Origin of the sequence: Flavipsychrobacter sp., assembly GCA_041392855.1 — a bacterium.
GTDB lineage: Bacteria > Bacteroidota > Bacteroidia > Chitinophagales > Chitinophagaceae > UBA5543.
Window position 1 is genome coordinate 1,467,328 of sequence record JAWKLD010000001.1, and the last position, 24,877, is coordinate 1,492,204.

Sequence of the window (24,877 nt, forward strand, 5' to 3'; positions counted from 1 at the left end):
TCCCCAAGGAAAAAATATACTATATGCTTGTTTCTAAACGTTTTAGTCTACTTCTTGTAAAGACTACCATTTGCCTACTATTAGTTGGTCATAGTAATGACATTTTTGCTAAAAAAGGGATGTGGCTACCCCCATTAATAAAAAGCCAAGAAGCCCAAATGAAGTCAATGGGCCTAGAGATACCTATAGAAAAGCTTTACAATCCTGATGGCACAGGGCTAAATAATGCCGTAGTACTCTTTGGCAGCGGCTGTACTGGCGAAATAATATCCTCTAAAGGCCTATTATTAACCAACCACCACTGTGGATATGGCACCGTACAAGGTTTGAGTAGCAAAGAGAAAGACTACTTTGCTAAAGGCTTTTGGGCTATGAACAATGGTGAGGAACTTCCTTGCCCTGGACTTACGGTCACATTTATCCGAAAAATGGAAAATGTAACTGATCAAATCACTATTGGTATACCAGATACACTAGACGAAAAATCCAGAGCTCAAATAATAGATGTCAGAATAAAACAACTGGAAAAAGGCTATAAATATGCCACAAAATATGATGCTACTATTAAACCATACTATAATGGTAATCAGTACTGGGTAATACTTAGCGAGAAATTTAGGGATATTAGACTGGTAGGTTTCCCCCCAAATGGGATAGGTACTTTTGGCGGAGATACTGACAATTGGATGTGGCCGAGACATACTGGAGATTTTAGCATATTTAGAGTTTATGCTGATAAAGAAAATAAACCTTCAGACTTCTCAGAAGATAATAAACCTTATGCCCCTAAGGCCTTCTTCAACATTAATGCGTCAGGATACAAAGAAGGTGATTTTACTATGGTATATGGCTTCCCTGGCAGAACAATGCAGTACATATCTTCTTATCAACTAGACCATGTATACTCTACTATAGACCCTACTAGAATAGAAGTTCGTACTGCATTGCTAAACACATGGGATAAACACATGAGTGCATCAAGAGATGTTTTTCTAAAATACACCTCTAAATACAAGCGTACTTCTAATGGATGGAAAAAATGGCAAGGAGAAGTTAGAGGACTGAAAATCAACAATGTAGTAGCCAAAAAAGAGCAAGCTGAAGGTGCATTTCAAAACAAAGCCACTAGTAATGCAGATATACCTTATGCAGAAGACCTACTACCTAAGATCGGAGGGCTTTCAATAGCAGTAACGGATAAACTCAAGACTGACATTTACATTAGTGAAGCCGCCTACGGCATAGAACTAATAAGGAGAGGTGCAGCACTTGAAAAACTGTTAAAACTTTATGAATCAGGATCAAAAGGAGAAGAATTAAAGAAAAAACTGACCAATGCTGTTAATGGATGGAATGGCTACTTTAAAAACTACGACTTGGCTACAGATAAGGATGTGTTTAAAACACTTATGCCAATTTTGATAAAAAACTGTAGTGCTTATATGCCAGAGGTTGTAGCAGAGTTAAATCGCTTTTCTAATGATTACGACAGGTGGGCTAATTACATTTACAGATCAATAGCAACGTCACCTCAAAAACTATCTGCTATTATAGCAGATACTGATGGTTCTATCATCACCAACGACCCTGCATATAAGTTATATAAAATGATAGCTACTGCTAGAAGTGAACGCATTACGCCTACTATATCCACCTACTATGAGCGCATGCAATATCTTAATCGGTTGTACATGAAAGCGCAAATGACATTAGACAATCAAACAGACTTCTTCCCAGACGCAAACCTAACACTAAGACTGGCTTACGGAACTGTAAAAGGCATTGACCCTGATGGCCCCGCAGGCTATTCTTATTTAACCAACCTTGACGAAGCTGTTGCCAAGCACAACCCTGACGTAGAGGAGTTTGACATGCCTGAGAAACTGAGAACAATACATAGCAACAAAGACTATGGCAGATGGGCTGTAGATGGGACTGTACCTAGCTGTTTTATTGCTACCAACCATACAACAGGTGGCAACTCAGGTAGCCCTGTTCTTAATAGCAAAGGGGAGTTGATAGGCACTAACTTTGACAGAATATGGGAAGGAACAATGAGCGACCTATATTTTGACCCTAACCTTTGTAGAAATATAAGTGTAGACATTAGATACACTCTTTTCATAATAGACAAATTTGGAGGTGCAGGCTGGCTATTGGATGAAATGAATATTAAGCAATAACACTACCCCTCTCCCAATTGTCTTAGAAACGTAAGGAAATAATAGAACAAAGTGCAGACAGTCGTCTGCACTTTGTTTTTACGTATATTTACAAGATTCTGGTTATACCATAAATAAGTAAATGAACACTAAAGTAAAAGTATTAGCTATTGTTGCTACAATGGCTTTTGTCGTGTCTTCGTGTGCACAACAAAAAAAGGGAATAGCAATAGGGAATGGTGAGCGAAATAAAAATTACGCCTCGCTTCTTATTGCTACAGAACAAACCACTCTGCCGGGAAGACCCGAAATGCAGCCTACGACAACTCAAAAACTTCTTGTGATATGGAAAAGTAAAACACCACCAACACAGTTTTTTTGGAGAGGCAATAGCGGATGGCTTCCTTGCGATGTCTCTAAAGTATCTAATTATGATATCAAAAAGCTAGTTGACGAAAAGAATGTTTTCGCTACAGGCTATACTGCAGAACAAGTGTCTCTTGAAAACGTAAAAATGAACGATACGCTTGAATTAACACCAACACTAGGAGGTAAATACCCTATACCTGAAAGTGTAGCCGACAATGTAAAAAACACAATATTCTACAAGGCAGAAAAAACAAATTGGTTAACAATACCGGTTGAAAAATTCGTGGAAAGACCGGACATAATAATGCAATAGGTAAACGATGAAAAAAATAGTTTTAATAACGAGTGCTATACTACTTAGCATAGGTGCTACTGCGCAAGAGTGGTTGAGGGATATAGATACAAAACCTGTCAATATCAATGACCTTATAAAAGCTCACGAAGCTAAAAAACAAGCTAACAGTAGTAATGATGAGGAAGAAGGAGACGGTTACCATTTTGACAGATGGGCTTGGTATTGGTCTCATCATACGGATAAGGATGGCTATATAGTTTCACCTATAAAGAAGGTACAGGAATGGCAAAAATGGCAACATGCCAAAAACCTGATCGCTTCTGTATCTAAAACCACTGCCGACGATTCTAAATGGGCCTTTCAAGGACCTGACCAAACACCAGGTGGCTATAATGGGATAGGCAGGATAAATATAGTTGAATTTCACCCAACAGACACCAATACATTTTGGATAGGCAGTGCTGGTGGCGGGGCATGGAAAACGACTAACAATGGTTTAAACTGGACTCCTGTAAATGATAAATTCCCTGTACTAGGTGTTTCTGATATTGATTTTAATCCACTTAATCCTAATACAATATACATATGCACTGGTGACAGGGACGCTTCTGACACCTATAGCGTAGGTGTGTTAAAATCTACAGATGGTGGTGTTACTTGGGATACTACTGGGCTACAATGGAAAATAAAAGATTTCCGTTTAGCCAACAGTCTCCTTGTAAACCGATTAGATACCAGCTCTCTAACATTAGGTGCTAGTGACGGTATCTATAAATCATACGATGCAGGAAAAACATGGAGCAAGAGACAAAACGGCGATTTTAAAGAAATTGTGTATCACCCTACAGATACTAGTATAATATACGCTGCGGGGTTAGACCCTATTGGAACAAGACAAGTATTTCGCTCAAAAGACGGCGGAAATAGCTGGAATATGCAAACTGGATTTAGTGGTAACAGCAGAGTTCATATAGCTGCAACACCTGCTAATGTAAGTATAGTTAGAGCCGTTGTTGTTAATGGCAGTAACGGTCTACAAGGCATTTATGAATCTACAGATACAGGAAAAACATTTGTTGAAATTTTCAATGATAGTAGCTGTAAAAGAAACATTTTAGCAAGTGCGCCAAAAGGTGATAAATGTGGCGGACAAGGCTGGTACGATATATCTATAGCTATTAGCCCAATCGACCCTAACGAAATGGTAATAGGCGGTGTAAACACTTGGTACTCTCAAAACGGCGGAAGACAATGGACCATAGCTAGCCAATGGACAAGCAACCTACCTGGTATAAAAGTAGTACATGCCGATAAACATTACCATAGATATCACCCTTTACGCAAGAATGAACTATACGAATGTAACGATGGAGGCATCTATAAAACCTCAGACCCTAGCAGCAACTTATGGACGGATCTATCTAACGGATTAGGCATAACTCAATTCTACCGTCTAGCTGTTAGCCCAGTAGCCAGCTTTGCTGTTTGTGGCGCCCAAGACAATGGCTCTATACAGGTCTTCAACAACAAAACATATAACAACCTTACGGGAGGAGATGGCATGGACTGTCAAATGAACCCTATAGACAGTAATATCATCTATACTTCGATACAATATGGAGAATTAAGACGCTCTACAGACGGTGGTGCCAATTTTAAAGACATTCAGGCAAACATACCTGGCAAACCTAAAGGAGCTTGGGTTACACCTTTTATTCTTCACCCTAACGATCCTTCAATAATAATTGCAGGATATAATCAAGTATTTGTTTCTGCAGATACTGGTAATAACTGGACTGCTATATCGAACCCACACTCCTCCAATATACACCGTATAGCAATGACACCTGCTGACAATGACAATATATACATAGTAGTGAGGGATAGTGTTTACAACTCTCCAAATTTTGGTAGCAGTTGGTCTTATTTACCAGGCATGCCTAGCGGTACAGTATCCGACATACATGTAGACCCTTGGGATCCTTCGCATGTTTGGGCTACGCACAGTGGCTTTGGCAACAACAAAGTGCTAGATTACAGACAATCCACAGGCTGGGTAAACCATAAAGCAGGATTGCCAGACGTACCGGTAAACTGTATCGTAATAGATAGTGCAGATGGTACAAAATACATAGGTACAGATCTAGGTGTATTCTATATGGATACCAGCATGACACAATGGGAATCTTTTAGCAATGACCTCCCTAACGTAGAAGTATTTGACATAGAAATAAACAATACTACTAACGAAGTTTGGATAGCGACTTATGGTAGAGGTGCTTGGAAGTCTCCTAAGCACAAATACACCCCACCTACTAATGGTATTAACACAATTCCTTTAGCACTAGATGTTATTTCCATTTACCCCAACCCTAGTAAAGGGCATTTCAATATCAACACGAAAAATGAAACGCTAAAAGGAAACAATGCTACAGTAAAGATCATAAACATGACAGGAAGTGTTATATGGCAAAATGCTGTTAACTTTAGTAATAATGGCAATGTTGCCATCACAGCAGATTTACCGAAAGGAAACTACATTGTAGAAGTTATTGCCAACAATGTGGTGTTTGCAAAAAACAAAATGACTGTATTATAATCAGTAATACTTTTCTATAAAAAAAGGAGGCTTAAAATCCTCCTTTTTTTATTGTGCTATTAACTCTTTTGCATTTTTTATAGTAGCAGAGCTAGGGTTATCACCCCCTATCATACTTGCTATAACATTGACTCTTTCTTCTTTTTCCAGCACTCTTATATTCGTTTTTATTTTACCTGTGCTCCCCTCTTCCTTATACACATAAAAATGTCTTGACCCTCTTGCCGCTATCTGAGGTTGGTGAGTAATACATATTACCTGATGCAATGCAGATAGGTCTTTCAGCAATATACCAACCTGCTTGGCTGCCTCACCGGATATTCCTGTATCAACCTCATCAAATATCAATGTTGGCAATTTAACAGCCTTTGCAATAATAGATTTAATGCAAAGCATGATACGACTCATCTCCCCACCCGAAGCAACCTTGTGCATGGGATTGAATTGTCCACTTTTGTTAGCGTCAAAAAGAAAAGCAACATCATCTTTCCCTTTTATGGTAGGCTCTTCTTGCTCTATCAAATCAATGGATAACCTTGCATTAGGCATGCCTACTAATACGAGCAAGCTATTCAACTGGTCAACTAAATTATCTACAACACTGGCTCTACTCTTCGTAAGCTTTTTTGCTTCTACTATTAAGCTATCATAAAGTTTAGCCAACTCTTTTTCTAGCGTATTTATTTTGTTTTCCAGATCAACACTTTGTCCTAAGTCTTCACTTAGCTTTTCTTGTATTTCTAAAAGCTGATTTGTGCTATTTACACTATGTTTTTTCAATAGCTTATATCCTAGGTCTACCCGCTCGCTCAGTTGATGCATAAGTTCATCATCAACTGAAATATCACTTCTTAATGCCTCTATCTCCTCTACTATATCTTTTAATTCTATTTGTGCAGAGTTCAACCTTTTAGTGATTGCGTCTAAACCTGAAGCATACTTACTTACCGCTTCTAATGATTGCGATACCCTTCTCAATTCATTAATTACAGGTGTTTCACCTTCTTCTAAAAAGACTATAGCCTGCTGCATAGCAGCATGTATATGCTCAGCATTTTCCACTTGCTTGAGTTGCTGCTCAGCATTCTCAATCTCATCTTTTGTAAAAGAGGCTTGGCTTAGTTCCTCAAAAAGAAAATGTTTATAATCATATTCCTTTTGTATTTCAGCCTGCTGTATTTTCAATGATGCTAACTCCTGTTTTGAAACCGTATAGCTGCTAAACACTTGCCTATACATCTCTTTCAACTTACTATTTTCAGCTACAGCGTCAAGAACGTTCATTTGAAAATCATTATCTGCAAGTGCCAGATGATCGAACTGCTGATGAAGATCAACCAAATAAGAAGTAAGGTCGTTTAACTGCGTTAAGTTAACAGGTGTATCATTTATAAATGCTCTGGATTTCCCGTTTTTGTTTATCTCTCTCCTTATCACACAATCATCCTCTTCATCCAGTTCATTTTTAGTCAATAAGGCACGAAAAACTTTATTCCCCCTCACATCAAATGTAGCTTCAACGATACATTTTTCCTCTTTATTGATCAACACCGTTGTATCTGCCCTTGCACCAAGAATTAAAGACAATGCTCCTATTATAATACTTTTACCTGCACCTGTTTCACCAGTTATCACATTTAGCTGACTATCGGGTGTAAACGTCAGCTCATCAATTATGGCATAATTCTTTATGACTAGTTTCTGTAACATATATTAACTCTAGCGCAAAAATAACGAAGACTAAAGGTATTATCTTACATTGTATAGAATAGTTTTTCCTTTACCTATTTTTACTGCATGACTAAGTTTTTTCTGAGAAAGAAAGTTGGTGATAGAATAGCAAATGGCCACCCTTGGGTGTTTGCCAACGAACTGGGCGATAATACCGGCACTTATAATGCAGGAGATATTGTGGAGCTCTATTCCTACAACGGCTCTTTTGTTGGCAAAGGTTACATTAACCCAAAATCTGCTATTCGTATCAGGTTACTTACTTACAACAAAGAAGAACAAATTGACAAGCAGTTTTTCCTAAATAAAATAGAAAAAGCACAAGCATATAGAGAAACTCTTTCGTTTACAGATAATTATCGTTTAATACATGCTGAAGGAGATGGCCTACCAGGTCTGATCATTGATAGATATGGCGACTATTTTGTTATACAAATACAAACATTAGGGATTGAGGTTTGGAAAGGCGCTATTGTTGATGCTATAAAACAACTCTTCAACCCCAAGGGCATTTATACACGTAATGATTTAGGAAGCCGTAAAATTGAAGGCTTAGATACACAAAGTGCTTTTTTAACTCCAGCATTTGACACTTTAATAAAAATAAAAGAACATAACCTTTCATTTACTGTAGACGTAGCCCATGGCGAACGCACAGGTTATTTCCTTGATCAACACTTCAATAGGTCTGCAATACAACCAATAGTAAGAGGGAAAAATGTTTTAGACGCCTTTTGCAATACAGGGTCATTTTCTATACATGCGGCTCATTATGGAGCCAAAGAAGTATTGGGCTTAGATATAGAGCAGGAAGCTGTCAATATGGCTAAGAAAAATGCACAACTCAATAATTATGAGCAGATTTGTCGCTTCGAACAAGCTAATGCCTTCGATGTGCTGCGAGAGCAAGTAAATAATCACAAAAAATATGATGTGGTTATTCTTAATCCTCCTTCATTTGCCAGCAGCAGGCAAAAAATTGATACTGCTCTTAATGGTTATAAAGAAATAAACCGAAGGGGTATGCAATTGATAAAACCGGGAGGTTTTTTAGTTACGTCTTCCTCTAGCAACCTTATCTCACTTGAAGACTTCAACCACTGCATAACAAATGCTGCAAAAGATAGTAAAAGACAAGTCAGGGTTGTATACTATAACACTCAATCTGCAGACCACCCAATAGCATGGCAGATACCTACCACACAGCATTTACATTTCTATATACTACAGATAAACTAAAAGGGAGACCAATGGTCTCCCTTTTCAAATGTTATAATAAACTATTATTATAGTTGATTGTAGATTCTAGCGTCTGGACGACGGTTGATACCATAGAATTGGAAAGTCTTACGACGATATCCTCTTCTAAAATAAGTATCAGTATTACCTTCTTCAGAAATAGTTACCCAATCACGGTTTTTAGGTACATACCAACGATATACAGCAACAGTGTTAGGACCACGACGTGTTAGTGCGTAGAACTGAGTTGTTTTGTGGGTATAACCCATTTTAATCATTTGGTCATCAGAAAACTCGTCAGCGGCAATGCTAGCGTAGTCTTTAGTATCAGGATTGTACCAGCTGTTTACTTGTACACGTCCAGGACCCGGATTGCGGTAAGCAACAAATACTTGTGTCTTATCTTTCCAACCCCAATTTAGGATTTGTCCTTCTTGATATTGCCCATCGGCAACAGTTACATAATTCTGATCATCAGGATTGTACCAACGGTACACTCTAACAAGTTCATCATCTTGAGCAAAACCCATATTAGCCACGAATAATGACAATACAGTAGTAACGAGGATGAAGGTTTTTTTCATAATTGAATGCTTTTTTCTGTAATTGTTTTCCAAAATACATAAAAAATTTCTAGCCCTGCAAGTGATTGTCCTAATTTTTTTTTCAAGAACTATTAGTTGGCAGTACATTCTTGCTCAAATGCCCCATTTGGCGTACCTTTGCCCCCTTTTACAAGACAGCTTGGCAGTAATAAAAATTTGCACGGCTTTTGATTAATATTGTAACAAAGCAGCAAAAGTCTATAACTAAGCTGCATAGAATCAATAGATTAAACACAAATAACTTATACAACACAACAACATAAAAAATGATCGGTTTTCTTTCTAAAATTTTCGGTGGCAGTAAGTCTGATAAAGACGTAAAGCTTTTAACTCCTAAGGTTGCCGAAATCAATAAAATATATGAACAACTACACTCTTTATCTAACGACGAACTTCGTAATAAGACCAGTGAGTTTCGTAGTAAAATAAAGGACGCTCTTAGCGATATCAATAATGAGATCGCGGCCAAAAAAGCCGAAGCTGTAGACCACCCTGAAGCTGACTTACAAAACCGAGAATCTATATATCAAGAAGTAGATAAGCTGATCAAAAAGAAAGATGAGCAGCTGGAAGTTGTTCTAGATGAGTTGCTCCCTGAGGCTTTTGCAGTAATAAAAGAAACTTCAAGACGCTTTAGTGAGAATAAAGAAATTATAGCTACAGCAACAGACCTAGATAAAGACTTTGCCGTAGAGAAAGACCATATACGTATAGAAGGTGATAAGGTTATATATAATAACTCATGGAATGCCGCAGGTAATACTGTAGTGTGGAACATGGTACACTACGATGTACAGCTAATAGGTGGTATGGTATTGCACCAAGGGAAGATAGCAGAGATGGCTACGGGTGAAGGTAAAACACTAGTATCTACACTACCAGCTTACCTTAATGCACTTTCGGGAGAAGGAGTACATATAGTTACAGTCAATGACTATCTGGCACGACGTGACCAAGAGTGGAATGCACCAATATTTGAATTCTTAGGATTAAGAACAGATTGTATTGACAAGCACCAACCTAGCTCTGAAGAACGTAAGCATGCTTATAAAGCGGATATCATATATGGTACCAATAACGAATTTGGTTTTGACTACCTACGTGACAACATGGTACATAGCCCTGAAGAGATGGTGCAGCGTAAACACCACTATGCAATGGTCGATGAGGTGGATAGCGTATTGATAGATGACGCACGTACACCACTTATCATCGCAGGTCCTATACCTCGTAGTGATGAACATCAATTCCACCAGCTTAAACCTCGTATCCAAAAACTAGTAGAGGCTCAGCGTAAAGTAATCAACGCCAACTTAACAGAAGCGAAGAAGCTAATAGCTTCAGGCAATGTAGATAAAGAAGGTGGTGGTCTTCATTTATATAGAGCTCATAGAGGTTTACCTAAAAACAAAGCTTTAATTAAATACTTAAGTGAAGAGGGTAACCGCCAAATACTACAAAAAACAGAATACCACTACCTAGGCGAGCAACAAAGACACATGCCTAAAGTAGATGTAGACTTATTGTTTACCATAGACGAGAAGAACAATAGTGTAGACCTAACCAATAAAGGTATTGCACTCATAACCGAGTCTGGTGAAGATCCTGACTTCTTCATTCTTCCTGACATAGGCTCAGAGTTAGCAGAAATAGAGAAGAAAGAAGTTGATGCGGAAGAAAAAGCAAAATTAAAAGACCATTTACTTCAAGACTATGCTATCAAGTCTGAAAGGATACACTCTATACAACAACTCCTGAAAGCATATACGTTGTTTGAAAAAGATGACGAGTATGTAGTTATGGATGGTAAAGTGAAGATCGTTGACGAGCAGACTGGGCGTATCATGGAAGGCCGTAGATATAGTGACGGACTACACCAAGCGATCGAAGCTAAAGAAGACGTTCAGGTAGAGGCTGCTACGCAAACACACGCAACAGTAACGCTACAAAACTACTTCCGTATGTACCACAAACTAGCGGGTATGACGGGTACTGCAGAAACTGAAGCAGGTGAGCTATGGGAGATCTACAAATTAGACGTAGTAGGCATACCTACTAACGTACCAATAGCGCGTAACGACCAACAAGACTTGGTATATAAAACCACCCGTGAGAAATATAAAGCCGTTATTGACGAAATTGAAGCACTTAGGGCTGTTGGCAGACCCGTACTTGTAGGTACAACATCGGTAGAGATATCCGAACTACTTAGCCGTATGCTACAGCAAAAGAAGATACCGCACCAAGTACTAAACGCGAAACAACACGCAAGTGAAGCTACTGTAGTACAAGAAGCGGGTAAAGCTGGTAATGTGACCATAGCTACCAACATGGCTGGTCGTGGTACGGACATCAAATTAGGCGAGGGTGTGAAAGAAGCTGGAGGTTTAGCTATTATCGGTACAGAAAGACATGAGAGCCGTCGTGTAGATAGACAGCTTCGTGGTCGTGCCGGTCGTCAAGGAGATCCTGGTTCTTCTCAGTTCTTTATTTCTTTAGAAGATGATCTAATGCGTTTATTCCAATCAGACCGTATTGCAGGAATGATGGATAAATTAGGCCATAAAGAAGGTGAAGTGTTACAACACAGCATGATCACCAAATCGATAGAACGTGCTCAAAAGAAAGTAGAAGAAAACAACTTTGGCATACGTAAGCGTCTACTAGAGTATGATGATGTAATGAACTCTCAACGTGACGTTATTTACAAACGTCGTAGACACGCCTTATTTGGAGACCGTCTTTCTATTGACCTTGACAATGCAATGTATGATGTATGTACTGACATAGCACTACAAGCTGAAGAACATAGAGATTACGAAACCTTTAAGCTAGAGGCGATGAAGCACTTAGCTGTTGAGCCTAATTTCATTACTGCTGAAGGTTTTGACAAAGTAGACCTTAACCAAGTAGGAGATGATCTTTACCATCAAGTAAAAGAGGCATATACGAGAAAGAGCAACACTATAGCAGAGATCGTACACCCTACTCTACAGCGAGTAAAACAAGACAATGGCGACAGAGTTGCCAATATCGTTATTCCATTTACCGACGGCGTAAAAGGCATACAAGTATATTCTGAGCTAGATGAGGCTATTGAAGGACAAGGTAAACCTGTGATAGAGTCTTTAGAGAAAGCAATTACACTTTCTATGATAGATGAAGCTTGGAAAGATCACCTTAGAGCAATGGATGACTTACGTACATCGGTACAGATGGCATCGTACGAGCAAAAAGACCCACTATTGATCTATAAGTTTGAAGCTTTCAATCTGTTCAAACAAATGTTGCTAGAAACGAATAGGAATATCGTATCCTTCCTACTTCGTGCCAACATACCAATGGAAGAAGCACCTCAACAAGCTGCTGAAGTACCTCAACATACTGACATGAGTAAAATGAGGATGAATAAGCAAGAGATTGATGAGGCCGGACAAAGCTATGCCGCTGATGAAAATGACATTTATGATAGTGGCGAACCTGTACAACGCACTCCTGTACAAGCAGGCCCCAAGATAGGACGTAATGATCCTTGCCCTTGTGGAAGCGGAAAAAAATACAAGCAATGCCACGGCAAATAGTATATAAAACAATATACAATTAATAGCAAAAGCCCTGTCAACAGGGCTTTTGTAGTATTTAAACGAGGTTATCCACAAACAGTTTTTATTTAGTTTTGAAAATTGAAATACTACTGTTTACTTTTGCAACTTATATAGAAGAAATATGATGAATAGAAAATATACAAACATCGCCATTGCTGCTGGCTTGATATTGATCGCAGTAGCTGCACGTATTGCTAATACAGAAGCACATATCTACAACTTTGCACCTGTTGCCGCATTAGGATTATTTAGTGGCGCAGTAGTAAAAGATAAGCGTTTTGCTTTCTTATTTACTTTGATCGCTCAGTTGATATCAGACCTATACATCCAACTATTCACTGGTATGGATGGCTTCTATGGTATATCACAGCTATTTGTATATGGAGGTATGATGTTGGTAACACTTCTTGGCACTAAGATGGGACAGCCTAAAGCATTAAAAATATTCGGTTACTCTATCGCTGGTTCTGCTATCTTCTTCATTGTTTCTAATCTTGGTGTTTGGTTACAAGGTTGGTACGGAGTAACATTTAGTGGACTAGTTGTTACTTTTACTAATGCACTACCTTTCTATACAGAAATGGGCACAAGACTATTTGTTAACTCTTTTGTTGGCGATTTAATATTTAGCGGTGTTCTATTTGGCGCTTATGCTGTTTTACAACAAACTATGTCAAAACGATTAGTAAAGGAAAAAGCTCAATAAAACTTACTTCATAATAAAAATAAAAGCCTGGCATTATTGCCAGGCTTTTATTTTTATGTTCAATTCTTATGCTATCACTTATTGTATCACTACCCTTTTTCTTCCTATCACAGCTTTGCTATTGCTTAGCTCTACAATATACACTCCTGCTGGTACATCTTTAACCTCTAGCTCTACTACTCCATTGCTTCCTAACATCTTGTTATCTACCCAAACAGCTCTTCCTGTATAATCTAAGATTCTGATATGCACTTGCTCGTTACGCAATGCCGCCTTAGATGCCACTAGTATAAATTTACCTTGGTTAGGGTTAGGCGCTATTTCAAAAGCATCGTCTACGTAAGGGATAACAGATAGCCCTAATGTAGTATCTACAGGCTTAGTAGTATCTGCTTGGTAGAACTGCTTTGGAGAGCTCCACAAACCACGTCCGTAAGTAGCTGCCCATATCTCCTTAGTAGTATAGTTAATACCTAAGTCTGCCACCTCAATACTTGGCATGCCTCCTGTAAATGGCTCCCATTTATTGTTTGATGCAGAATCTATATAGAATACGCCTACTGCAGTACCAACATAAGTTATATCTAAAGAAGAATCAGCTTCAAAACAGTAGATAGGCACATTAGGTAAACCTGAACTTCTATTGGTCCAAACACCATTATCGTACTCAGCCACTTTTGTGTTGTTATAACCACTAAATGTTATCCAGAAGTGATTATACTTCTTTTGGTCTGCTTTGATATCAGAAATTGTACCACCATAAGGTACCTGAATGGTATCCAAAGAGATAGTATCTCCTGGCACAAAACCGTGCGTATAGTACACTATTCCTGAATTTTCATACAAAGCGTATATAGTACCTGAAGAATCAGCAGTCATTGCCAATCTTCTTGCATCTCTTGTACCAGTCACATTTGTAGGAGTTACCTCTGTCCAAGAAGTACCTCTATTGGAACTAAACCATATTTGCTCATAACCAGCAATAAGATGTTGGTTATTATGCGGGCTGATCACATAAGGAGTGATCCATGCCCCTTTTGGTCTACCTGGTATATTATTCTGAATATCTGTAAAGTTATTACCACGATTCGTTGTACGTCTCAACTCTCCGTTTTGTATTGCAGTATAGAATGTATTAGAATCGGCATAATCCATTTCACAGTTCATACCGTCTCCTCCAGTTAATTCATCCCAAGCACCTGAGGCATCTCTTCCCTTAGTACCATTATCTTGAGCACCTGCGATTTGGAAACTAGCAACATCACTTACAGCATTTCTATAAAACTGCGTAATCCCCATTCCATTCGTTATATCCGTCCATAATTTACTTTGAGGATTATCTGTTTTATACACACCACCATCATTACACTCAAATAGTCTATTCGAATTTAAAGGATGGAAGGCTAACCAGTGTTTGTCAGCATGTACATTTATACTACCGCTACTAGTGTAGTACCATTGGTTAGTAAGGCTCCAAGACGTACCTCCGTTATTAGAGTGCCATGTATTTACACCACCTACATATACCTCATTACTATCAGCAGGGCTAATAGCAATACATAAGTCATACCAACCTTGTCCGCCGCAAGAATTACCACTTAAAGTACCTGTCAACAAATTACCATTACAGTTTGAACCTGAAGAAGCTTGATATATTCTTGTAAAGCTAGCTCCTGAGTTAGAAGAGTGATATATACCCTCTAAACCATTACTGTTGTTACAAATAACAACTTTTACTATATTAGGTCTATCAGGAGTAACAGCTATTGCTGCTCTTCTTTTATTATTACCACTTAACTCAAGAGACCATGTAGCACCACCATCAGTACTTCTATAAACATGACCGCTATTGTTGCCAGATCTTGCTGCGTATATGATATTAGTATCTATCGGGTGATATACTAGTTGCTTGAAATGACCTGAAGTTTGTACAAAACTCCAGTTTTTACCACCATCATAAGACTTGTAGATACCATTGCTTGCTGCTAATGTTAAAGAGTTGGTATCTAACCTGTTTATTACAAGGCAGTTAGTCAATCTATTTTGAGAAGTTTGCCATTGCAAGCCTGTAGTATCCCAAGTAAGTCCACCATCTGTTGATTTTAATACTCCTATACTATAAGTATCACTAGCATCTCTATCGCCGGTACATAAATAAATAGTATTAGGGTTCATTGGATTGACGTCAATATCAGAAACACCCAAAACAGGAAGATCGTCGGTAACACTTGTCCAGTTAACACCGTCGTTTACAGTTTTCCAAACGCCACCGCCACCAGTACCTACCCAATAGGTATTTACATTGCTTGGGTGAAATTCGATACAGTTAACACGTCCAATTCCGTTATAACCTCCAGGAGAGCTGGTAGGGCCACGAAAAGTCCAGTTAGCCTGGCTTGCTGTGGTTTTTAAATTCTGTCTATTTGCTTTGAATTTAGTCCACTCTTTCATTTTCTTAAGAGGAGAAACGATGTAACCATTTTCGTCGGTATTATGGCTTTGATACCATAACCATCTATTAAAATGGTAGTCGCCAGTTTCCTCAACGTATTTACCGTCTATTATTTTTACTTCACCAGCATTATTATGCTGCTTCATGTATTCATCAACCACATCCTGCAGCTTTACAGGTTGGTTGCCATTACCCATATCGGGTACTTGCGCATACAAGTTACCTCCTACAGCAAGGCTCAGAATAAAAATGGAGAGTTTCTTCATATTAATTTTTAATTACACAAACGTTAAAAATATATCAAAACAGCTGTTTTATATAAATTTTCATCAACTAATTATCTATTAGCTAATCAGGTGGGCTTATAGGCAAGAGAGAAAAACGAATGAGAAAACAAGGCTGCAAAAAGCGAATAATCACTTTTTACTCATTTCAAATGATGCTCGGCGAACTTCGAAAATACGACAGTTGAGTCTTAATTCCTTAAATAATGGAAACTTTTATATACATCTCCTCTTATAAGTAGGCTTCTACCCTACAAAAAACAAAGTTGTTTAATTAATATGTGTATTAGTTTCCGTCGTTTCTATTTCTTTTTATCAAGTCTTGAAATTATATTTGCACAAAAGCAGCTAATAATGCCAAAAAAGATAAAACCAACAGGACGTCAAAAAAGCATATTTTATGTACACGCATTAGTTTTTGCAGTGATCACTGCGATTACTTGGATGGTATATGATAAAGGTGTAGAAGGATGGGCTTACCCTTGGCCGGCATGGACAACTGCTGCTTGGGGTTTATCTCTTATCGGTCACTGGTGTGCTGTATATACTAGCTACGAAGACCCAGGACATGACGAGTTCAACCGTCAAGTAAAAAATGGATAAATATATAAATTAACGATATTGAACCCCTTGCTGTAGCGCAAGGGGTTTTTTATTTTTACTATCTAATACCAACTACTAATGGAATCGCAAAAAATTAAGCAATTACAGAAAGAATATGACTCGCTTGTAGATGAGCGTAGCAAACTGGACACACTAGTAGATCTCGGTATTGAAATAAGAAACTTTGACGCAGACCGTGCATCGGAAATAGCTGATGAGATAATAGAAAGATCTCGTAAGCTAGGATACCCAAAAGGAGAAGGACGAGGACTAAACCTTAAAGGCTCCTGCTATTGGCTACAAGGAGATTATGATGAAGGCCTTGAAGAATTGCAGAAAGCATATATCATAGCTAAGCGAATCAATGAACGGCAACTAAAAGCACGCGTACTTAACAACTTTGGGAATATCCATCGAGATCTTGGCGACCTTGCTAAAGCACTTAACTATTTTGAAGATGCACTGGCCATCAACGAAGAATTGGGAGACGAGCTGGCGCAATCGGTAAACATGACAAGTATTGCCGTACTGCTTTACGACCTTAATGATTTTGATAGTGCCTTAGAATATGCCCTTCGCTGTTTGCCTATATTTGAAAGAGCTCACGATACGACTAGAGTAAGTACGCTATATAATACACTTGGCAACATCTACTTTAAGCAAAAACAATACGATGAGGCCTTACGTTATTTTGACCTCAATATCGAGAACACCAACCCCGGCACATCTGCTTATGTAATGGCACTTAGCGGCATCGGTAAGATCAACTTTAGGATAGGTAACTACGATAAAGCCAAAAGCTACCTTAAAAAAGCACAATCAGAAGCGGAGGAACATGAAAATGCAGAAGTACAGATCATCTGTAACTACTACCTTGGGCGCATAGCTGTTGCCGAGGGAGACTATAGGCAGGCTTTAGACTATATGAATACTGCCTTTGACATGGCAGATGACTATATGCGTAAGCATGATATGATGAGCATACACGAAAGCTTATCAATGCTTTACGACAGAATGGGTGATATACCCAAAGCCTTCCACCACCTTAAAGCTTACGAGCTACTCAAGGAAGAGATATTTAAGCAAACTACATTTAACAAACTACGTAACCTACAAATACGCCAGCGTGTAGAGCTTGCACAAAAAGAGAAAGAAGTAGCACAACGCACTGCTGAACTCAAACAGCAATTCATGGCAAATATGAGCCATGAAATACGTACTCCGATGAATGCGATAGTGGGCATGAGTAGGCTCTTACTCAGCAAGGAGCCAAGAGAAGACCAATTGCGCTACCTAAATGCCATTCAGCAATCAGCTGACAACCTTTTAGTAATTATTAACGACATCTTAGACCTCTCAAAAATAGAGGCGGGGAAAATAGAAATAGAACAAACCGACTTTACAATACAGGAAATCATCGATAGTGTTAAGGATGTCTTACTCTTCAAAGCTGAGGAAAAAGGTATTGAACTTAAGGTTTCCGTTGCCGAAGACATACCTACTAGGGTTGTTGGAGACCCTACCCGTATCAACCAGATATTGATGAATCTTGCAGGTAATGCGGTGAAGTTTACCGACAAAGGACATGTAAGCATTGACGCTACACTGGAAAAAGTAGCCGATAATAAACACTGGATAAAATTTGATGTATCAGATACAGGTATAGGTATCTCTCCTGAATATGTAGAGAATATCTTTGAAAGCTTTACGCAAGCAGGTACTGACATTGCCAGGAAGTTTGGAGGAACTGGACTTGGACTAACCATATCCAAGCAACTCACCACCCTAATGAATGGCGATATAAGCCTAAAAAGCAAGCTTGGAGAAGGGACAACATTTAGTGTACTCATACCATTGGCACTGGCAGACAATCAAGAACCAGAAGTAAAAAAGAACATTGTAGATACCGACACTATAGACAAACTTAAAAACGTAAAGGTACTCTTGGTAGAAGACAATGAATTCAACAAGATGGTTGCTGAAGATATACTAAAAGAGACCTTACCCGGTATTACCATTATTCATGCTTCAAATGGAGAAGAAGCTGTTGAGAAAATAGCGCATAACCATTATGACATAGTGCTAATGGATATTCAAATGCCTGTAATGGACGGTGTTGCCGCTACAAAGAAAATACGATCAGAGCTACCTAGCCCGGCGTCCGATGTATATATCATAGCTATGACGGCCAACGTGCTGCAGGAGGATGTGAAAAAATACTTTGAAGCAGGCATGAATGCTTATGTCTCCAAGCCTTTCCAAACCGATGAGTTACTACTAAAAATGGCTGCGGTATGGGATCATGATAGTAAGAAAGGCAATAACAATACACTACCCGACCCTGTTGAACCACCAAAAGTAGCAACAAAGCAGCTACCGGATAAGGTGACCAATATGCAGTTTTTAAAACAACTGACTAATAGTCAACCCGAAAAGATGAATAAATACATCGGTATGTTTTTAGAGAACTGCCCAAGGTTATTGAACAATATTGCTGTAGCAATGGAGGAAAAAGATTACCAAGCAGTAAAAATTGCAGCACATTCTATGAAGCCACAACTCTCTTATATAGGTGTAAAAGAAGAAGTTAGCCATATATTTCTCATAGAGCAAACCTCGGGAGAATCTGCTCACTATGACAGGTTGCCGAAGTTGATAGCAAATTTAAATGCCGTTTGTGATAAGGCATTTGAAGAATTGAAGTCACGATAAAAGAACTTCATTATTATCTTTCAAATATGTTTTTGATTGACTAGTTTTATTTTGCAATATTTTTTTCTATTTTTCATTTTAATTGAATACTAACCATTATGGCAACAGATGACAAGCGTTATATATATCTGGTAGATGACGAGCCTATCCAGAATGAAATGCTAAAAGATTATTTATCAGAGCGCTTCTTATACGGCATCAAAGTATTTGACAATGGAGAAGAAGCTTTAAAGCATATGGATCTAAATACCGAGATAGTTGTTCTGGACTATCACTTGAGCGCCCATAAAAAGGATGCTAAAAACGGTGTTGAGATATTAAAAGAAATAAAAGAGAAATATCCTGACAAGCAAGTCATCATGTTATCTGGTCAAGACAAGCTAGAAGTAGCTGTAGACAGCATGAAATATGGCGCTTATGACTATGTGGTAAAAGGAGAAACAGCCTTTTCTCGTATAGAAAACGTTATTAATAACGTTAGTGAGCTGCATAAAGTGAGAACAATAAACAATGCGTATAAGCGCACTATTGTATTCTTAGGTGTAGTAATATTCCTAATTACAGTTCTTGCTATATACCTAGGCTTTTTTACAACCGCCTACTCTAGTATATCCAACTAAGTAATATTTATCATATTCAATAATACGGCAGCTTATTAGTAGGTTTGCCGTATTATTATTTTCATATAGTTTTAGACATGCAATTAGCTAATAGATTAGACAGAGTATCAGAACCACAGACGATAAAAATGGCTAAACTTGGTCGCGAACTACGCGCTCAAGGTATTGATGTGATCGACCTAAGCTTGGGCGAACCCGACTTTTTCACACCTAAACATATATGTGATGCTGCTACCCAAGCTATGGCAGATGGATATACCAAATACACACCCGTAGCCGGCTACCCTGATCTACGAGCGGCAATTTGCAACAAACTAAAGAGAGATAATAACCTAGACTACAAACCTGAACAAATAATTGTATCAACAGGTGCTAAACAATCATTAGCCAACGTTATACTAAGCATTGTAAACCCTAATGACGAAGTAATCATTCCCACTCCATACTGGGTAACCTATAGTGCATTAGTAGAGTTGGCAGAAGGCAAGCCTACTTTCATTACCTGTCCTATAGAAGACGACTTTAAGTTGACCGCTGACAAACTAAAAGCCGTTATCTCTGAAAAAACAAAGCTGTTCATATTCTCTTCTCCTTGTAACCCAAGTGGCAGTGTATACTCTAAAGATGAATTAAAAGCATTGGTAGATGTTTTTAAAGAATACCCTAAATGTGCTATCGTTAGTGATGAAATATATGAGTATATCAACTATACTGGAAAGCATGAATCAATTGCCCAGTTTGATAAAATAAAAGACCGAGTAGTTATCGTAAACGGATTTTCTAAAGGGTTTGCAATGACAGGCTGGCGTCTTGGCTATGTTGCAGGGCCACAAGATCTGGTACAGGCTTGCGAGCAACTACAAGGACAATTTACCTCTGGTACCAATTCTATAGCACAACGTGCAGCTATTACAGCCCTTACAGAAGACTTGGCACCAACTATAGCTATGAGGGAAGCTTTTCATGAACGTAGAGATTTTGTAATAGCATCACTAAAAGAAATAGAAGGCATACAAATAAATATGCCACAGGGGGCATTTTATGCCTTCCCTAACGTTAGCAGTTTTTACGGCAAGAAAAATGGAGATACTATAATCAACAACGACGAGGATCTATGCATGTACTTATTACATAGCGCTCATGTTAGTACTGTTAAAGGTTCTGCTTTTGGCAATGGCAACTGTATCCGTATATCATTTGCCACTTCTATGGAAAAGCTAAAGGATGCTATGAGTCGTATACAAAAGGCTTTGGCTGACCTACAATAGCAAATTAGTTATTCTGCTTAACGTCGAGCAAATCTTGCTGTGTTGTAATATCAGGTATCATATCCTGATATACTGCTTCCAAGACATCTGGATGTTTTTGATACCAGCTAAAGCTTTCTATTAGCTCATCCATTGTGATACCATGATGCGTTAGTATTGTATTGTAATATACCGCCAGAGAGTCTTTATTCTTATTCATAATCTGCTGTAGACTATCATTAACCATAGTACTATACACCTCTGCATAGTTAATATCAGTTAATATCTGCTGCATTTGTTCCTTAGATACAGGAGCAGGTTGCTCTTTGGGTTCGCAAGCAACAAGCACTACCAAACACAAGAAATAAAACAAGAATTGCTTCATCCTACTTTTTTAAAGAGTTATACTTTTGGGCATTAGGCACATCTACCTGTTGTAGCATTGTAATATATAGCCCTCTCTGGTCTTTAGGTATTTGAGCTACTACACTGGCAATTTCATCACTTTTAGCATTAAAGAAAAACTGAAGTAAAACAGCTCCGGGATTTTCTCTCTGCAACTGGCTTAGTGTATTTATTCCTTGAAGTATTACCATTCTAGACTCTTCGGGCTTCTTATACATATTGTCCAGCCCTACTCTATGCATATTATACCAATATGCTCTAAGTGCCTTGAAACGAGGATTAAGCAACTGGTCTAATATCCAGTACCTATTCCTATTTCCCTCTACTGCTTTCCAGCCTCTTATTGACTTACCTTGCTCCGGTGCGTTATTCACTACGTTTTGCGCTTTCTTTAAGTACTCCGAGCCGCCATTGGGCTTAAAACTGTCATAGTCTAAACCAATGATCAAATAAGAATAATAAGCCAGTATAGCTGTTAGGTTTGAAGCAAAGGCATTTGTTCCTGCCACTCTATTATCATCGTACTGCAAAGGAGCAAATTGAGAATAGCTAAAAATAACATCCCTATCTATATAGTTGACAATTGGGCTATTATAAGAAGTATTATATACCGGTCTTGATGCTTGAATATTAAGAGTAGCTTTAAAACCATTTTGCACACCGCTTAGAGGTTCTGTAACATTAAGCAATACATTACACTCAATTTTTTCATTGGGGTTAAACTGGTCATTGGTCCACTTCCTAGTGTTTAAAAACTCAGTTATGGCTTTCTCCATTTGCACAAAAAGCTCCTTGTCTACATTCTGTATAGCATCATGCATTACCCGCACATTACAGTTCAGCTCTTGAGCCTGTAATATGGACAATGTAGATAGTGTCAATAAAATAGTGCTAAATAGTTTTTTCAGCATTTAATATCTCCTTAATAGTATTTACAATAGTAATAGCCACGTCATTCTTACTCATTAATGGTAGGTCATCTTGCTTACCATTTTTTCTAATCAAGGTCACCTTATTAGTATCATGACCAAACCCAGCACCCTTATCTTGCAGCGAATTAAGCACGATCATATCTGCATTTTTTCTTGCTAATTTATCTTTTGCATTTTCCAACTCATTGTTTGTTTCCAATGCAAAACCGATCAACAACTGCCCGTCCTTTTTCTGCTGCCCTAATGTAGCTAATATATCTTTCGTTTTTTCCAGTTGTATATCTAACGTATCACCTTTCTTCTTTATTTTCTCATCAGCCATATTTGCTGGCCTATAATCGGCAACAGCGGCTGACATGATAGCCATATCCATATAAGCATACCTTTCCACACAAGCCTGATACATATCTTCCGCACCTACCACATTTACCACATCTATTGACTTATTATCAACACTCACATTAGAAGGGCCTAATACCAATGTAACAGCAACCCCTCTGTCAGCCAGTGCTTCAGCTATTGCCACACCCATCTTACCAGAAGAAAAATTACCTATAAAACGAACAGGATCAATTAGTTCATATGTAGGGCCTGCAGTTACTAACGCCTTTAGCCCACTTAAAGCAGCATCTCTGCTACTCAAAAAAAAATCTGTGATATAGTTGACTATATCTTCCAGTTCAGCCATACGCCCCTCACCTACTAATCCACTAGCCAGTTCTCCATGCCCAACAGGGATGATTTTATTACCAAAAGACCTGATCTTCTCCAAGTTAGCCTTAGTGCTATTATGATGCCACATATCTTCATCCATAGCCGGGGCAACTAATACCGGGCAGGTTGCTGATAAGTATACTGCTCCTACTAAATTATCACATAAGCCATTAGCCATTTTAGCTAGTGTATTAGCGCTACATGGCGCCACCAACATAACATCTGCCCAGCGGCCAAGTGCTACATGATTGTTCCAAGCCGAACCATCGCTAACATTACTCAACACTTCATGCTTAGAAACTGTTTCTAACGCTAAAGGGCTAACAAAATCTGCCGCTGCTGTGGTCATTATCACACGCACTTCAGCCCCTGCTTTTATAAGCTGTCTTACCAGCTCAGGAGTTTTATATGCCGCAATGCTGCCGGTTACAGCCAGTATTATTTTTTTACCTGCTAATTGCATAAGTAACTGCAAGTTACTGCTTTTTAAAGAGTATCTATAGAAACAAATAAGCCGGCAAATGCCGGCTTATTTGTTAGCTTATTAAGTATTATAGCTTTGTAAATCGTTTATATTGAGTATTTATCCCATCATTTATAGAGAGCATATAAGTGCCTGAAGGCAACTCTTCTACAGAAATAGGAATTGTATTATACCCTTTGTCAACCTGATAACTTTCTTGCTTTAATACCTGACCGTTGTAATTAATTACATTACACTTTAAGTTAAATGACTTAAGCGACTGAATACCAAGAACTATCCTATCTCTCGCTGGATTCGGATATAGTTTGAGGGATAGTGCATTAACACTTGTATTAGCTATAGAAGTACTAATTGTACTATCATAATGATAGTATATCTCCAATTCAGGTCTTTTATTCACGGTTTCTGAACCAGCAGTTGTATTACTGGAATAAAAGACCATGCTTCTATAGTATGCTTCTACTTGAGTTTTAAACAAAAAGCCATAAGGTTGAGAAGAGTCTACCATGTCCTGAATCATACCTGTTACATCTAATGTAACATGATATTGATCCTTGCTGGTAGAGGCAGGTATAACTACCATATTGGTAGGCGTAGTAGCTGGCTGGTTATTCCATGTGGTTGTTTTTACAGACCAATTTTGCAATATACGTTGCACTTCTACCTCATTGGAACCCGAAGAAAAATAAGGAGAACCGGTATGATAGGAGTTGCCATAAGTATTACTAATGAAAGGGAGTGTCTTCCCTGTCAGTTTCAGCCTTGCACTATCAATAGTGATATTGGATGGCAAAGTTGCTAATTGAGGAAATGTTTGTAAAGACCTTACATAACCATCACTACACCCCCCAGAATTGTAGGTCCATGCCGTACAAGTGATCTCATCATAAATAGGAACAACAGAATCTTCAAACTTATAGTAATGGTGAGATGATGGACATCCTAATATTTTAAAGACAATTGCAGCAGCAGAGTCTTGGGGTGTAGCTATAAAAGACTCATATTTATGTATCGGGATAGTTGTTTGCGCAGTAGCGCTAAGGGTAAAGGCTAATGCCAATAGATAGGAGTATAGATATTTCATAATGTATATTTATTACAAATATAGACCAG

At 38.4% G+C, this 24,877-nt stretch carries 17 protein-coding genes; 10 read left to right on the forward strand and 7 right to left on the reverse strand.

All coding sequences use genetic code 11. The features are described 5' to 3' along the window. Positions 1 to 23 precede the first annotated feature (23 nt). From R2800_06925 to R2800_06935, 3 genes are all read left to right on the forward strand, one after another. Positions 24 to 2,183, forward strand: coding sequence for a S46 family peptidase (locus R2800_06925; GenBank protein ID MEZ5016766.1), 2,160 nt, complete (start codon positions 24 to 26; stop codon positions 2,181 to 2,183). A gap of 121 nt (positions 2,184 to 2,304) precedes the next feature. Beyond that, positions 2,305 to 2,844, forward strand: a complete 540-nt coding sequence (locus R2800_06930) for a hypothetical protein (GenBank protein MEZ5016767.1) — start codon at positions 2,305 to 2,307, stop codon at positions 2,842 to 2,844. A 7-nt stretch (positions 2,845 to 2,851) separates the two neighbouring features. Next, positions 2,852 to 5,425, forward strand: coding sequence for a T9SS type A sorting domain-containing protein (locus R2800_06935; protein ID MEZ5016768.1), 2,574 nt, complete (start codon positions 2,852 to 2,854; stop codon positions 5,423 to 5,425). A gap of 48 nt (positions 5,426 to 5,473) precedes the next feature. Here R2800_06935 and recN read toward each other — a convergent pair whose 3' ends face one another. Beyond that, entirely contained in the window at positions 5,474 to 7,135 is a 1,662-nt protein-coding gene (recN, locus tag R2800_06940) for a DNA repair protein RecN (GenBank protein MEZ5016769.1), read from the reverse strand. 87 nt (positions 7,136 to 7,222) lie between these two features. On the opposite strand from recN, the gene R2800_06945 reads away from it, so the two are divergent. Further along, positions 7,223 to 8,395, forward strand: coding sequence for a class I SAM-dependent rRNA methyltransferase (locus R2800_06945; protein MEZ5016770.1), 1,173 nt, complete (start codon positions 7,223 to 7,225; stop codon positions 8,393 to 8,395). Positions 8,396 to 8,442: 47 nt separating this feature from the next. On the opposite strand, the gene R2800_06950 is transcribed toward R2800_06945, so the two are convergent. Next, the gene (locus tag R2800_06950; protein ID MEZ5016771.1) at positions 8,443 to 8,979 is read right to left on the reverse strand and encodes a hypothetical protein; all 537 of its coding nucleotides are present in this window, start codon (positions 8,977 to 8,979) and stop codon (positions 8,443 to 8,445) included. A gap of 287 nt (positions 8,980 to 9,266) precedes the next feature. On the opposite strand from R2800_06950, the gene secA reads away from it, so the two are divergent. Together secA and R2800_06960 are read left to right on the forward strand one after the other, a co-directional pair. Continuing rightward, positions 9,267 to 12,581: a preprotein translocase subunit SecA gene (gene secA / locus R2800_06955; protein MEZ5016772.1), complete on the forward strand. Its 3,315-nt coding sequence runs from the start codon at positions 9,267 to 9,269 to the stop codon at positions 12,579 to 12,581. Positions 12,582 to 12,726: 145 nt separating this feature from the next. Next, the gene (locus tag R2800_06960; GenBank protein ID MEZ5016773.1) at positions 12,727 to 13,311 is read left to right on the forward strand and encodes a DUF6580 family putative transport protein; all 585 of its coding nucleotides are present in this window, start codon (positions 12,727 to 12,729) and stop codon (positions 13,309 to 13,311) included. A 78-nt stretch (positions 13,312 to 13,389) separates the two neighbouring features. Here R2800_06960 and R2800_06965 read toward each other — a convergent pair whose 3' ends face one another. Next, positions 13,390 to 16,029: a T9SS type A sorting domain-containing protein gene (locus R2800_06965; GenBank protein MEZ5016774.1), complete on the reverse strand. Its 2,640-nt coding sequence runs from the start codon at positions 16,027 to 16,029 to the stop codon at positions 13,390 to 13,392. Between the two features lie 372 nt (positions 16,030 to 16,401). Between R2800_06965 and R2800_06970 the strand changes: the two genes are divergently transcribed. The 4 genes from R2800_06970 to R2800_06985 all read left to right on the forward strand — a co-directional run bounded on the left by R2800_06970 (position 16,402) and on the right by R2800_06985 (position 21,250). Beyond that, positions 16,402 to 16,650: a 2TM domain-containing protein gene (locus R2800_06970; protein ID MEZ5016775.1), complete on the forward strand. Its 249-nt coding sequence runs from the start codon at positions 16,402 to 16,404 to the stop codon at positions 16,648 to 16,650. 78 nt (positions 16,651 to 16,728) lie between these two features. Further along, a complete protein-coding gene (locus tag R2800_06975) occupies positions 16,729 to 19,362 on the forward strand; it encodes a tetratricopeptide repeat protein (GenBank protein ID MEZ5016776.1) in 2,634 nt (877 codons plus the stop codon). Between the two features lie 98 nt (positions 19,363 to 19,460). Continuing rightward, complete coding sequence (locus R2800_06980) at positions 19,461 to 19,982, forward strand: response regulator (protein ID MEZ5016777.1); 522 nt, start codon at positions 19,461 to 19,463, stop codon at positions 19,980 to 19,982. 77 nt (positions 19,983 to 20,059) lie between these two features. Then, positions 20,060 to 21,250, forward strand: a complete 1,191-nt coding sequence (locus R2800_06985; protein ID MEZ5016778.1) for a pyridoxal phosphate-dependent aminotransferase — start codon at positions 20,060 to 20,062, stop codon at positions 21,248 to 21,250. 4 nt (positions 21,251 to 21,254) lie between these two features. On the opposite strand, the gene R2800_06990 is transcribed toward R2800_06985, so the two are convergent. The 4 genes from R2800_06990 to R2800_07005 all read right to left on the reverse strand — a co-directional run bounded on the left by R2800_06990 (position 21,255) and on the right by R2800_07005 (position 24,848). Continuing rightward, entirely contained in the window at positions 21,255 to 21,614 is a 360-nt protein-coding gene (locus R2800_06990) for a DUF4296 domain-containing protein (protein MEZ5016779.1), read from the reverse strand. 1 nt (position 21,615) lies between these two features. Then, the gene (locus R2800_06995) at positions 21,616 to 22,545 is read right to left on the reverse strand and encodes a DUF4835 family protein (protein MEZ5016780.1); all 930 of its coding nucleotides are present in this window, start codon (positions 22,543 to 22,545) and stop codon (positions 21,616 to 21,618) included. Then, positions 22,526 to 23,755, reverse strand: a complete 1,230-nt coding sequence (coaBC, locus tag R2800_07000; protein MEZ5016781.1) for a bifunctional phosphopantothenoylcysteine decarboxylase/phosphopantothenate--cysteine ligase CoaBC — start codon at positions 23,753 to 23,755, stop codon at positions 22,526 to 22,528. The genes R2800_06995 and coaBC overlap by 20 nt, the downstream gene beginning before the upstream one ends. A 76-nt stretch (positions 23,756 to 23,831) precedes the next feature. Continuing rightward, positions 23,832 to 24,848 (reverse strand): DNRLRE domain-containing protein, encoded by a 1,017-nt coding sequence (locus R2800_07005; GenBank protein ID MEZ5016782.1) that lies wholly within the window; start codon positions 24,846 to 24,848, stop codon positions 23,832 to 23,834. Positions 24,849 to 24,877 lie beyond the last annotated feature (29 nt).